10 protein-coding genes are annotated in these 13,045 nt (G+C 68.8%); 8 read left to right on the top strand and 2 right to left on the bottom strand.

Annotated features, from left to right (window positions below; all coding sequences use genetic code 11):
* Positions 1-198 precede the first annotated feature (198 nt).
* Both OZ403_RS29395 and OZ403_RS29390 read left to right on the top strand, forming a co-directional pair.
* The gene (locus OZ403_RS29395) at positions 199-918 is read left to right on the top strand and encodes a chitobiase/beta-hexosaminidase C-terminal domain-containing protein (protein WP_268782336.1); all 720 of its coding nucleotides are present in this window, start codon (positions 199-201) and stop codon (positions 916-918) included.
* A complete protein-coding gene (locus OZ403_RS29390) occupies positions 918-2,120 on the top strand; it encodes a CotH kinase family protein (RefSeq protein WP_328285554.1) in 1,203 nt (400 codons plus the stop codon). Before OZ403_RS29395 ends, OZ403_RS29390 begins: the two co-directional genes overlap by 1 nt.
* Here the strand turns inward: OZ403_RS29390 and OZ403_RS29385 are convergent.
* Positions 2,117-3,853 carry a chromosome segregation protein SMC gene (locus OZ403_RS29385; RefSeq protein ID WP_268782335.1) on the bottom strand — a complete coding sequence of 579 codons (1,737 nt, stop codon included), beginning with the start codon at positions 3,851-3,853 and terminating at the stop codon, positions 2,117-2,119. The genes OZ403_RS29390 and OZ403_RS29385 overlap by 4 nt on opposite strands.
* Positions 3,854-3,883: 30 nt before the next feature.
* Between OZ403_RS29385 and epmA the strand changes: the two genes are divergently transcribed.
* Genes epmA through OZ403_RS29370 form a run of 3 tightly spaced genes read left to right on the top strand, consistent with a single transcriptional unit; the run spans position 3,884 to position 6,356 of the window.
* The gene (gene epmA, locus OZ403_RS29380) at positions 3,884-4,888 is read left to right on the top strand and encodes an EF-P lysine aminoacylase EpmA (protein WP_140799632.1); all 1,005 of its coding nucleotides are present in this window, start codon (positions 3,884-3,886) and stop codon (positions 4,886-4,888) included.
* Positions 4,885-5,622: a lysophospholipid acyltransferase family protein gene (locus OZ403_RS29375; RefSeq protein WP_140794616.1), complete on the top strand. Its 738-nt coding sequence runs from the start codon at positions 4,885-4,887 to the stop codon at positions 5,620-5,622. Before epmA ends, OZ403_RS29375 begins: the two co-directional genes overlap by 4 nt.
* Positions 5,619-6,356, top strand: coding sequence for an inorganic pyrophosphatase (locus tag OZ403_RS29370; protein ID WP_140794615.1), 738 nt, complete (start codon positions 5,619-5,621; stop codon positions 6,354-6,356). Before OZ403_RS29375 ends, OZ403_RS29370 begins: the two co-directional genes overlap by 4 nt.
* A 6-nt stretch (positions 6,357-6,362) precedes the next feature.
* On the opposite strand, the gene OZ403_RS29365 is transcribed toward OZ403_RS29370, so the two are convergent.
* Positions 6,363-7,358, bottom strand: a complete 996-nt coding sequence (locus OZ403_RS29365; RefSeq protein ID WP_268782334.1) for an energy transducer TonB family protein — start codon at positions 7,356-7,358, stop codon at positions 6,363-6,365.
* A 636-nt stretch (positions 7,359-7,994) separates the two neighbouring features.
* Here OZ403_RS29365 and OZ403_RS29360 point away from each other — a divergent pair.
* The 3 genes from OZ403_RS29360 (at position 7,995) to tssI (ending at position 13,026) form a co-directional block, all read left to right on the top strand.
* The gene (locus OZ403_RS29360; RefSeq protein WP_268782333.1) at positions 7,995-9,440 is read left to right on the top strand and encodes a nicotinate phosphoribosyltransferase; all 1,446 of its coding nucleotides are present in this window, start codon (positions 7,995-7,997) and stop codon (positions 9,438-9,440) included.
* Positions 9,441-9,447: 7 nt separating this feature from the next.
* Positions 9,448-10,419 carry a nicotinamidase gene (locus tag OZ403_RS29355; protein ID WP_140799629.1) on the top strand — a complete coding sequence of 324 codons (972 nt, stop codon included), beginning with the start codon at positions 9,448-9,450 and terminating at the stop codon, positions 10,417-10,419.
* Positions 10,420-10,524: 105 nt separating this feature from the next.
* A complete protein-coding gene (gene tssI / locus OZ403_RS29350; RefSeq protein WP_140794612.1) occupies positions 10,525-13,026 on the top strand; it encodes a type VI secretion system Vgr family protein in 2,502 nt (833 codons plus the stop codon).
* The last annotated feature ends 19 nt before the right edge of the window (positions 13,027-13,045 follow it).

Below are 13,045 nucleotides of genomic sequence, written 5' to 3'. Positions count from 1 at the left end.
AACGTTCCCTGCGCTACATAGGGGTCGCCGCGGTCGTCATTCGGTGTGCGTTTCAGGGCGCCCCTCCTGGGGACTCAGATGGCGTGCGCCGTGCACGGGCGCGTGTGGGACGTGTCGCAGGAGGTTCGTAATCCTGCGGGCCGGACGTCCCCGTGCCAGCCATGCGCTGGCCGCTCGTTCCCAGGGAGACAGGCGTTGATGCCCCTTCGTTTCAAGTCCCGCTCGGCGTTGTTGTGGCTCACCCTTTCACTGTCCGCCTGCCGTGAGGATGTTCCGCCGGCTCCGGTCGTTCCACCCATTGACGACCCGCGGGAAGAGCAGTCCGTTCCGTACGTGTCCATCGATGGCATGGACAACGCGTCCGGCTTCCTGCGGGGGACCATCCAGGGGCAGGGCGACATCAGGGCCGTGGAAGTCCACGTGGACGGCGTGCTGCTCGGCTGGGCCGAGGTGCATGGTGACCAGTGGAGCATCCAATGGCAGCCAGGCGCGAGAATGCACTCCATCGAGGTGGTGGCGCATGACGGCTCCGGCACTCCGGCCCGCGCGTCGCTGGCGCTCCAGCCATTGGACTTCGACACGCAGCACGCGCTCTACCAGCCCCCGTCCCTGCTGACGCTGCCCACGAGCGAGTCCGCGACGACGCGCTACACGCTGGATGGCTCGACGCCGACGGCCGACTCGCCCATCTACACCTCGCCGTTGGTCCTGATGCGTTCACAGGGCGAGCCCGCGCCTCTGTCCCTCATCCCCACGAATCCGCCGGAGGCGCCGGAGGAGTGGCGGTGGCTGCCGCCTCGCGGGCCGGTGGTCGCGCCGCCGTGGTGCGGTTCCAGCAATTCCAGGACGCCACGCCCGTGGGAGCCTCCGGCACGCGGAGTTATCTCATCGACAAGTCACATGGTTCGTTGCCGGTGATGTCCCTGACGGTGGACGCGGAGCACTTCTTTGGCTTCGAGCACGGCATCTACGTCCCCGGGCGCATTCACGCGGAGGACCCCTTGCCGGATTGGATGTGGGGCAACGGCAACTATCACCAGAGTGGCAAGGACTGGGAGCGCCCCCTCCACGTGGAGTGGTTCGAAGTGGAAGGCCAGCCGGTGATTTCGCAGGGGGCGGGCGTGCGCATCCACGGCTCGGGCAGCGCGGCGCTGCCGCACAAGAGCCTGCGCCTGTACGCGAAGGAGGACTACGGGCCGAAGACGTTCCGCGCGGCGGTGTTCCCCGACCAGGCGCTGGACGAGTACACGCGGCTCATCGTCCGCACGTCGGGCCAGGACCTGCTGTACTCCAAGATTCGCGACTGTGCGCTCCAGGGACTGCTGCGGGAGACGGCGCTGAACGTGCAGGCCTGCCGCCCCACCGTCTTGTACCTCAACGGTGAGTACTGGGGCCTGCACGAGCTGCGCGAGCGGTATGACGAGTACTACCTCGCGTCGCGCCACGGCATCGACCGCAAGAAGGTGGCCATCCTGGAGCTGGACGGGGTGCTCGACACGGGCGCGGAAGGCGACGAGTCGCACTACCTGGCGCTGCTGGACTTCGTCCGGAACAACGACCTCTCGTTGCCGGAGAACCTGGCCCACGTGGAGTCGATGATGGATGTGGACGACTTCATCGACTATCAAATCGCGGAGATCTTCTTCGCGAACACGGACTGGCCCCACAACAACGTCAAGTTCTGGCGCTACGTCCAGCCGGAGTCTGGCGGAGCCACGGCGAAGGACGGCCGCTGGCGCTGGCTGCTCTACGACCTGGACAACGCCTTCCTCGGTGACCCGGGCTACGACTCGCTGGCCCGGGTGATGACGGACGAGGCACTTCCGGAGTGGTCCGTGCTGCTCATCCGCCAGCTGATGACGAACGCGGACTTCAAGAGCCGCTTCGTGTCGCGCTTCCAGTGGCACCTGGACAACACCTTCCGCGAGGAGCGCGTGACGGCGCAGCTGGAGTCGCTGGCCGACCTGGTCGCCGCGGAGATTCCCGCGCACATCGAGCGTTGGGGCTATCCGGTGTCCGTGGAGTCGTGGCGCTACTACGTGGACGCGATGCGTGACTTCGCCACGCAGCGGCCCACGCACGTGCGCCAGCACCTGGAAGCGAGCTTCGGTCCTTTCTAGGGCGCGGGCGGGGTGGGGGGCGTGCTGAAGTCCTCCAGCCCCGGCGCGGGCGGGGGCTGGGTGAAGTCCTCCAGCCCCGGCGCGGCGGGGAGGATGGCGTCCTCCACGCCTTCGAGGTTGAGCTTCATGGGCACCTGGAGCGTGGTGCCCAGCCGCAGCAGCAGCACGTCCGGCTCGATGCCCTTCTCACCAATGGCCTGGGCCACCTCACGCGCGGACATCGCGTTGCCCTTGGCCCACAGCGTCTTGAGGAACTCGCCCGCCTGCGACGTGCGCCACCACGCGGGGCCGAAGCGCGCCTTGAGCTGCGCCTGCAGCTGACCCGCCAGGAACCATGCGCGGAAGCTGTCCGCGGATTGGAAGAAGTCCTCCTGGTCCACGAGGTAGCGCTCGGTGTCCTCGTCCGTCATCGGGATGTCGTCGGTGCGCGACATGATTTCGCGGTACAGCGCCTTCGGGTCGGCCTCGACGCGGCGGTGCAGCTCCAACTGGTAGAGCAGCCGGCCCGCGGCATGGCGGATGAGGAACAGCTTGTGCGCGCTGGACGCGGCCAGGTACTGCGCGCGCTGCTCGCCGCTGACGCCCGCGTGCTCCTCCAGCCACACCGGGTCCTCGGCCAGGTCCTCGAAGAGGGCGGAGTAGGCCTCGCCCACGGTGGGATTTCCCAGGCGCGCCAGTTCGAAGCGCGTCTCCGTGGTGAAGGCCGCGTGCAGCGCGTGGCCGAACTCGTGGAGCACGCGTGCCTGGTGCAGCACGCCCGTGCCCGGCTTGAAGGAGATGCGCACGTCGGAGGGGACGCGCACCGCCAGCGCCAGGGGACGTGAACTCTTGCCCTTTACGTCCCGCGCGTCGATGGTGACGTGGGTCAACTCCCCCAGGTCCAGGCCCATGCCCGCCAGCGTGCCATGGGCCTTGAGCAGGGATTCTCCCTTGGGGAAGGCGTCCTCCACCTCTCGCGAGCGGAACAGGCGGGGGATGTCCGCGCGGGTGATGTCCTTGAAGGGCATGCCCAGCTCGCGCTGGCTCAGCCGCTCCATCACCACGCGGTAGGGGGCCTGCGTGGCCTGGAGGATTTCCTCCGCCAGCACGCTCAGCCGTCCCAGGTCCGACTGCCGCAGCTCGCTGCCGAAGGCCTCGTAGGAGGCGAAGCCCAGCTCCCGCACCAGTTCGTCCGCGCGCTCCTCGCGGCGGCGCAGCGTCTGGTTGAGGCGTTCAATCGCGGGCGTGGCCGCGGTGTACAGGGCCCGGCGTCGCGCCACCGTGCGTTCGTTGGCGAGCAGCCGCTCCAGGTCCCGGTAGCGCACGTCCTTCCCGTCCACGGGGAAGGTGAGGGACGCTTCCAGATTGGCGGCCGCGTCGTTGAACTCGGCCAGCGCGTGGGACAGGTACTCGCCGGCGAAGTGCGAGTGCAGCGCGGTGAGGGCGCGCACCTCGCGGGCGTCGTCCGTGAGCTGTCGCAGCCGGTCGATTCTGCGGATGTTCTCGATGGTGAAGAGCGCCTCCTGGCCGGCGTAGGTGGCGGCGACGTCCACGTGGCGGCCCTCCGTCCAGAAGTCCCACACCAGGCGGCTCTGGGCTTCGAGGAGGGTTTCAGCCTTCGAGGACATGGCGCTGACATCCGCCTCGAGCTGCTGCTTTTCAGAAAGGACCTGCCGGCCATCGGCGGGCGGGCCCTTGGGGCAGGCGGTGAGGCAGCAGGCGAAGGCCAGCAGCAGGGGAATCCTTGGGTGCATGTGGCTCCTCATGTTACTTGCGCGCTGCCCATGCCCAATCTTTCTCAATGGCGGGCCGCCCGGGGACGCCAGTCCCTCTACTCCGCCCTGCGACGTTTCTTCGCCGCCCACGGCTACCTGGAAGTGGAGACGCCGCTGCTCATCCCCACTCCGGGGATGGAGCCGCACATCAACGCGTTCGAGGCCGGCTTCATCCCGGAGACCGATGTGGGCTCCGCGCGGACGCTCTACCTGCACACCAGCCCCGAGTACGCCATGAAGCGGCTGCTCGCGGACGGGGCCGGGCCGTTGTTCCAGCTGTGCAAGGTGTTCCGGAATGGGGAGGTCTCCCCGACCCACAATCCGGAATTCACGATGCTGGAGTTCTACCGGCCCCACGCGGACTACCACGCCATCATGGATGACCTGGAAGGGGCGCTGGCGGAGGCCGGCCGCGGCGCGACGGAAGGGGAGCCTGGGGCGGACCCGGCCTTCTTCACACGCACCCCCTACGAGCGGCTGACGGTGCGTGACGCGGTGCTGCGCGCCACCGGCGTGGACATCCGCCAGCATTCGGACGGCCCGTCATTGAAGCGGGCAGCGGAGGCGGCCGGGGTGCGCACCGGGAACGCGGAGACGTTCGACGACGTCTTCTTCCACCTCTTCCTCCAGAAGGTGGAGACCGGCTTGGGCCACGAGCGGCCCACCTTCCTCATCGAGTACCCGGCGTCCATGGCGGCGCTGTCCCGGCTGAAGCCCGGTGACGCGACGGTGGCGGAGCGGGTGGAGTTGTACGCCAAGGGTTTGGAGCTGGCGAACGGGTTTTCCGAGCTGACGGACCCCGTGGAACAGCGTGCACGATTGACAGAAGAACAGGAGCTCAGGCGCCAACTGGGCCGGGCCGTGTATCCTCTGGACGAGCGGTTCCTTGACGCGGTAGGGCGAATGCCACCCTCGGCGGGCATCGCCGTCGGGCTCGATAGAATCCTGATGCTGCTGCTCGGGGTCCAGCGCATCTCGGACGTGCTCCTTTTCCCCGCCCACGAGTTCGTTTGATTCGCAAGCTCCTGCAGACGGTCTTTGCTGGAACGGCGGCGGTGGGCATCACCGGTGTGCTGTCTCCCGTGGTGTCGGCGCTGTCGCTGCGAGACGCCAAGGACGCGGACGGCGTGCTGGTGCTGTGGGCGCGCTCGCTGCTGGCGTCCGCGGGGGTGCGGCACGAGGCGGTGGGCGTCGAGAACGTCCCGACCGACACCCACGTCGTCTTCGTGAGCAACCACCAGTCGCACTACGACGCGCTGGTGAACTTCGCCCACATCCGCAAGCACACGCGTTACGTGGCGAAGGCGGAGCTGTTCCGCATCCCCGTCTTCGGGCCCGCGCTCCGGCGCGCGGGCAACATCCCGGTGGAGCGCACCGGTGGTGGGGGAGACAGGGCCCGCCTGTCGGAAGCCGTCACGGCGCTGCGGGAACGGGTGAGCGTGCTCTTCTTCGCGGAAGGCACGCGCAGCACGGATGGGCGGCTGCGGCCGTTCAAGAAGGGAGCCGCGACGCTGGCCATCCAGGCGGGCGTTCCGGTGGTGCCCCTGGCCGTGTCAGGGACGCGCCTCATTCTTCCCAAGGGGGGCCGTGCCGTGCGGTGGGGACAGCGCGTGGCGCTGGTGGTGGGAAAGCCCATCCCCACCCAGGGACTGACGATGAAGGACCGCGACGCGCTCACGCGCCAACTGGAGGACGCGGTCGCAGAACTCTATGCCGAGGCCTGCAAGCGCTCGGGAGACACGCCATGAAGAAGCCAATCCAGACCACATCCCAGGCGCACCCGTGGCACGGCATCACCCCGGGTGAGGACGCCCCCGAAATCGTCACCGCGTACATCGAAATCGTCCCCACCGATGCGGTGAAGTACGAACTGGACAAGGAATCCGGCATCCTCAAGCTGGACCGTCCGCAGCGCTTCAGCAGCCAGTGCCCCACGCTCTACGGCTTCATTCCGCAGACGTACTGCGACGAGCTGGTGGCGAAGCGCTGCGCCGAGCGCACGGGCCTGAAGGACATCAAGGGCGACGGCGACCCCATCGACATCTGCGTGCTGACGGAGAAGGTCATCTCCAGCGGCAACCTGCTGGTGCGCGCGATTCCCATCGGTGGCTTCCGGATGGTCGACGGCGACGAGGCCGACGACAAGATCATCGCGGTGCTGGAGTCCGACCTGGTGTACGGCGAGCTGCAGCACCTCGCGCAGCTTCCGCGCGCGCTGCTCGACCGCCTCAAGCACTACTTCCTCACCTACAAGCAGATTCCCGGTGAGGGGAAGCGCAGCGTGGAGATCGCCGAGGTCTACGACCAGCCGGAGGCGCTCGAGGTCATCAAGCGCAGCATGAAGGACTACGAGCGCATCTACGGCCCGCAGGTCACCACGACGGCGCGCTCCGGCCGCGCGCGTGGCGCGGCGGTGGAGGCGAAGATCGCCAAGCCCGCGAAGGCCAAGACGAAGGCGGCGCGCAAGTCGCGCGCGTCCTGAGCCGGCTCAGCGGACCTCGACCAGCCGCACGCGCTTGTAGATGCGGCGGTCCAGCGGCAGGCGGGTGTCGATGAAGCCGAGCGCTTCGTCGAACTCGAAGCTGAAGGTGGGGATGGGCGGGCTGATGGAGATGAGCAGCTCGAACTCCCAGACACTGGAGAGCCGCGAGCGGCCGCCCACGGCCTCATCCGGCGGCGGGGGCAGCTTCTCCGCCATGGCGCGCACGTCCTTGAGGGCCTCCTTGTCGACCTCGGGCTGATGGCTGGGCTCCAGGAGCTGAACGTCCACGAGCTGGCCCTGTGCGTCCTGGACGACGCGGATGAGGGCGCGGCGCGTGGTGCGGAACTCCTGACGCATCTGCTGGCGCATCTCGCGGCGGGCATTGAGCGTGGGGTCTCCGGCGGTGCTGAGCGGCCTGCGCCGGTCCTCGCCCGGGCCGTTCTTCGCGGCGAACGAGCCTGACGCGCCGTAGTCCGCCGCGCGCTCCATCCAGATGCGGGAGTACGCGCGGCCGCGCTCCATGCCCATGTCGAAGTAGCCCTGGAGGCCGTGCTCCTTCACGGAGCGGTCGGCGTCCCACGCCTTCATCAACGCCTTGCCGAGCTGGCCGTAATACGGGTGCACCAGCCCGCGTTCCACCCGGCCTCGGCCCACGCTTTCGGATACCAGCTCTTCCACCAGGCCCTGGGCTGACGGAGGCGCATGCGGGTCCACGGCGCCGCCGTCGAGCTCCGCCGCCACACCGCGATGCGTTCCTGAAAGCGCGGTGACCTGACGGGCCGCGGGCAACAGCCGCGAGCCCGGGACGGCGTTGGCGCCGTGCTCCGCGCGGGGCATGTCCGTGGGTGGTGTCCCCGCCAGGGGCGCGTCCGCGAAGCGGGGGATCGCCGGAGCCGAGTCCAGGACCTCCGCGTGACGTTCAGGCCGCGCGTCCGCTTGGGCGACTTGCGTGTCGTGGGCGGGCGCGGCGTCGCGCTCAGGCGGCGTGGTGCCGGCGGCCATGGGCGGCGAGGCTGGTTCCGTCGGGGACTCAGAAGCCAGCGCCGGCGGTGCCTCCGCGATACGTCGGTCCGGGGCCTCGGGGGGCGTTGTTTCAGCCCGAGCTGGCGGCGTCCCTGAAGACGGCACAGCCGGCGTCGAGGGGAGTGCCTCCTGGGAACGCCGAGGTGACGGTGTCTGGGAAATACCAGGGACGCGTGTCGTGTCATCAGGCGCTGCCTGCCCCGACGGAGACCGGTGCTTCGCAGCCGTTTCATGCACAGGGGGCGCATGGGCGCTGTCCGAAGGCGTCGGCGACACCCGCTGGGCGGCTTCGGCGACCGAGCCCTCGTCCAGTATCAGCGTGTCCCTCGATACACGGGCCTCCGCCACCTCCACATCGACCCATTCCAGGGCAGGCGGCGAGGTCGCCGGAGGGGGCCTCGCGACCGGCTCCCCGCGCTCCAGGGCCAGCCACAAGAGCCCATGCACGCCCATGCTGGCGGCGAGCGCTGGCAGCAGGCGTCTGGTGGGCTCCCGGGGCATGCCGCCTCCATTTAACCCCGCTTTCACGTCATGCCCTGGGAATCCGCGAGGGGAGGATAGGAAACGCAACCCTGACGCGTTTACTCTTCGCGACATCGGAGGAAGGACCCCAAGATGTCGACCTCGCTGCTCGCGACGGATGGCTACAAGTTCAGCATGGCGGAGGCCGGCTGGCCGCTTCGTCGGGAAACGTTCTACTACTCGCACCGGCGGGGTGGTCTCCAGGTGATGCCGCTCGACGTGGCGGCCTTCGTCAAGTCGCTCATCCCGGAGCCCAAGGCGGAGGACTACGACTACCTCAGCCGGTACGACTATGAGATGGGCGTGGGGTTCAAGGCGGCCATCCTCCGCCGTGAGAAACTCAGCATCCGCGCCATCCCCAAGGGCGCGCTCTTCTATCCGCGCGAGCCCATCCTCACGCTGACAGGCCCGTCCGCCCTGGTGTCCTGGGTGGAGCCGCTGCTGCTCCAGCTCAACTTCCGCATCCAGGTCGCCACCCTGGCGCTGTCGGACCGGGACGCGCTGGCCCGCGCGCTGGCCACCGTGACGTGCGACGAGCAGAAGGCCATCGCGCTGGAGACGCTCGACTCGGTGGGCGTGAAGGCGGTGCCCATCACCGTGGACGCGGAGGGCTACGCCAAGCGCGTCTTCGCCACCGTCAAGGAGCTGGTGGACATCGTCGAGGACCCGTCCCGCATCTTCGAGGTGGGCCTGCGCGCCGCCACCTGTCTGGAGCAGCACGAGCTGGCGCTGCGAAGCTGCAAGGACGCGGGCGTCACGCGCACCTCCAACGTAGCCGGGGCGGCGAAGCTGGGAATGGTCCCCGTGGGCACCATGGGGCACGAGCACATCCAGCGCTATGGCTCGGATGAGGCCGCGTTCCGGGCCATGCGCGAGCGCCGGCCGCAGCGCTCCAGCTACCTGCTGGACACCTTCGACACGCTCACGTCCGGAATCCCCGCGGCCTTCCAGCTCATCCAGGAGGAGCCCGGCAACAACGACTCCATCCGCTTCGACTCCGGCAACAAGAAGCTCCAGTACCTCTACGCGGTGACGCGGGCGCGGGACCTGGGGATTCGGCCCGTCAACATCCTGGAGGACGGACTGGACGCGGAGGCCACGCGGGAGTTCGAGGAGCTGCGGCGGCAGGTGGGCTGGGAGCCGTCGGCCCAGTTCTACGGCTACGGCGGCCACATCATCGCGCGGACCATGGACTGCCCGCTCACCCGGGACAAAGTCGCCGCCATCTACAAGCTGTCGCGCACGGGCAACACGCCGGTGATGAAGTTCGGCAACGAGCTGGCGGAGGGCAAGAAGAGCATCCCCGGCGAGCCCGTCCTCTTCCGCCGCCGCCATGGCTCGGGTCCCATCGGACTGGTCGGCCAGGTGGGAGAGTCCGTCCCGGACGGCTACTTCCCGCTCATGGAGAGCGCGCCGGAAGCCCCATCGCTGGTGGGCGCGCAGGAGGCGGCGGCCGAGGCGCGTGTCGCCTACACCGCCGCGACGCAGGCGCTGGTGGATGCGCTGCACCGCCGTCACTTCCCCCAGCAGCACCGCTGAGTCCGACATGCCCTTACCCATTCCCCGCTTCCACGAGGACGCCCGCGTCAGCCAGCTCTACCTGGAGCGTGGCGCGGAGGTCGCTGAGGAGGCCCTCCGCTACGTAGCGGAGCACCGCATCCGCCCCGCGCGTGAGGACGCGACGCGCATCGCCGCCTTTGGCATCGACGTGCAGGTGGCCTTCTGCACGCCGGGCGCCAGCCTCTTCGTGCCCGGCGCGGTGGAGGACACCCAGCGCACGCTGCGCTGGCTCTACGCGAACCTGGACCGGGTGACGGAGCTGGTGTTCTCGCTGGACACCCACCGCGCGTACCACGTGTTCCATCCGTCCTGGTGGCGTGACGCGGAAGGCCGGCCGCCGCCGCCATTGACGGCCATCACCGCGGCGGAGGTGCGCTCCGGCCGCTGGCGGGCCACGCGCTTCCACGAGGAGAGCCTGGCCTACTGCGAGCAACTGGAGGCCAGCGGCCGGTACGTGCTCACCGTCTGGCCCTTCCACGCGATGCTGGGCGGCCTGAGTCACGCGCTGGTGCCGTCCGTCTTCGAGGCGAGCCTCTTCCACGCCCTGGTGCGCGACGTGCCCACGCACTTCGAGCTGAAGGGGGAGCACCCGCTCACGGAGAACTACTCCGTGCTCTCACCCGAGGTGACGGAGGTGAAGGGGCAGCAGGTAGGGGCCTTCAATACGCGCCTCTTCGAGCACCTGATGTCCTTCGACCGCGTCTACGTGTTCGGCCAGGCCAGCTCGCACTGCGTGCTGAACACGCTGCTGGACCTGCGGCGTCACATCGAGCGGACGGACCCGTCGAAGATGGGCCGCATCCACATCCTGGAGGACGCCATGAGTCCGGTGCCGGCGCCCCCCCTGGAGCCGCTGCCCGCCTCGCTGGACTTCCCCCGGCTGGCGAAGGAGGCCCTCCGGGACTTCCAGGCGGCCGGCATGCGGGTGGTTCGGACCTCGGACCCGATGGAAGGGTAGCCGGGCGGCATTCCGAGCGAGTGCGCCCACGTACCCCGCGTGTGGTAGAATCTCCCGTTCGTTCCCGGCGAGGCTGGGGACCTCCGCGTCGGTGAAGGGGGAGTCATGGCCGCTCAATTCAATCCGCCTGCGTTCACGGTGCAGGTCGGCTCACACGGCGCGGAAGCGCTGAGTGTCTCGAGCATTTCCGGCACCGAGGCGTTGAGCCACCTGTACGACTTCCGGGTGGATTTCTTCGCCAAGGATGGCAACCCCATCGCCACCAGCGAGCTGCTGGAGCAGGACGCGTTGCTCACCCTCTCCATCCGCGACAGCGCGCCCCGCTACGTGCATGGCTGGGTCCGCGAGGTGGAATCGCTGGGCATGAAGACGGGGCGCCGCCGCTACCGGGCGCACGTGGTGCCCCGGCTGTGGCGGCTCACCCAACACCACCGCAGCCGCATCTTCCAGCAGAAGTCCGTGCCGGACATCCTCAAGGACGTCCTGGACGCGGCGGGCGTGAAGACGCGGCTGGCCCTGTCCGGCAGCTATGCCCCCCGCGAGTACTGCGTGCAGTACCGGGAGAGCGACTTCGCCTTCCTCAGCCGCCTCATGGAGTGGGAAGGCATCTTCTACTTCTTCGAGCACACCGAGGACGGGCACACCCTGGTGCTGGGAGACAAGCCCAGCGCGCACGCGCCCCTGCCGCAGGGGCTGCAGCTCCCGCTGCGTCCCAGCCTGGGCAAGGAGGCCGTGGAGGGCGAGTACCTCTCCGCGCTGGAAGTGGTGCACCGGCTGCGCCCCGGCGCCGTGCACCTGAAGGACTTCGACTTCGAGAAGCCCGGCCTGGACATCTCCGGCAAGGCGCAGGCGCCCGAAGGTGTCACGGAGCTGGAGCTCTACGACTATCCGGCGGGCTACGTGGCGCCGGGCGTGGGCAAGGCCGCGACCAACGTTCGCACGGAAGCGGCCAGCATGGGCGGGCGCACGCTGATGGGGCAGGGCGTGGCGCCGCGCCTGACGCCCGGGTACCTGTTGGAGGTGATGTCCCCGGAGGACGGCACCTTCGCGGGCGAATACCTGGTGACGGAGGTGGTGCATTCGGGCACGCAGCCGGACGTCAGCGCGGGCAGCGAGGCGATTCAGGGCCTGTACCGCAACCAGTACCAGTTGCTGCCCAAGGCCATTCCCTTCCGGCCCCGGCGCCTGACGCCCCTGCCGCAGCTGGCGGGCCCTCAGACGGCCACGGTGGTGGGGCCCGCGGGCGAGGAGATTCACACCGACGAGCACGGGCGCATCAAGGTGCAGTTCCACTGGGACCGCGAGGGCAAGCGCGACGAGAAGGCCTCGTGCTGGGTGCGCGTGGGCCAGCCGTGGGGCGGCCCGGCCTGGGGTGACGTGTGGCTGCCGCGCATCGGCCAGGAGGTGGTGGTGCGCTTCCTGGAAGGCGACCCGGACCGGCCGCTGGTGGCGGGGGCCGTCTACAACGGCACCAACACGGTGCCGTATGGCCTGCCGGGGGAGAAGACGAAGTCCACGCGCAAGAGCGCCTCCAGCCTGGGCAGTGACGGCTTCAACGAGGTCCGCATCGAGGACGCGACCGGCCAGGAGGAGGTCTTCACCCACGCGCAGAAGGACGAGGACCTGCTCACGGAGAACGACAAGGACCAGCAGGTGACGGGCTTCGAGGACCTGCTGGTGAAGAAGGACCGCAAGCGCACGGTGGAGGGCAACCAGGAGCTGCGCGTGGGCTTGGACGACGTGGGCGTCGTCGAGCAGAACCAGACGTTGCTGGTGCAGGGCAACCGCTCCACTCGGACGACGCTGTCCCACGACGAGGAAGTGGAGGGCAACCAGACGATGACGGTGGGCGGCAACCTCACCGCGCTGGTGCTCCAGGGCGCCATGGAGAACGTGGGGGCCGCGAAGGCCACCACCATTGGCGGCGCCTACAGCGTCAACGTGGCGCTGGCCTACAACGAGGCCACCGGCGGCGCGCGCGCCCTCCAGGTCGCCGGCGCGCACACCGAGCACGTGCTGGGCATGCGGCAGGAGACGGTCGGCAAGGACAAGTCGGTGGACGTCGGTTTGGACTGGGACTTGCGCACCAAGGGCCAGCTCACGCTGACCGTGGGCAAGGACTGGGAAGAGGACATCGGGAAGACCACCAGCCTCTACATCACCGAGGCCATGGCGGGTCTGGCCAAGAAGTTCGAGCTGAAGGCAGACACCTTCTCGCTGCTCGTCGGTGACAACCTCATCCTGAAGATGGAGAAGTCCGGCAAGGTGACCTTCGCCCTCAAGACGCTCACCGTCGATGGCAAGGACGTGAAGATCAAGGGCGGCAAGGTGAAGATGGAGGCGGCCGGTTCGCTCAAGAGCGACTCGCGCAAGGCGAAGGAGCTGGAGCACTTCAAGGACCCAGACCCCGTCAACGTCGAGTTCAACCTCAAGGGCATGGACGGCAAGCCCATCAAGGACCAGCCCTTCGAGCTGCACATGCCCGACGGCACCATCAAGAAGGGCCGCGTGGACGGGAGCGGGAAGGGCGTGGTGGAGAAGGTTCCGCCCGGCGACTACCGCGTCGTCTTCCCGGAGATGTCAGGCCGCATCAACAAGGGTTCTTGAGCCGTACCCGCCCGCGCGG

Source organism: Myxococcus sp. NMCA1 (assembly GCF_026810205.1).
GTDB classification, from domain to species: Bacteria; Myxococcota; Myxococcia; order Myxococcales; family Myxococcaceae; genus Myxococcus; species Myxococcus xanthus_A.
The sequence above is the reverse complement of the archived record's forward strand: the minus strand, read 5'-3'. Positions and strand labels throughout refer to the sequence as shown.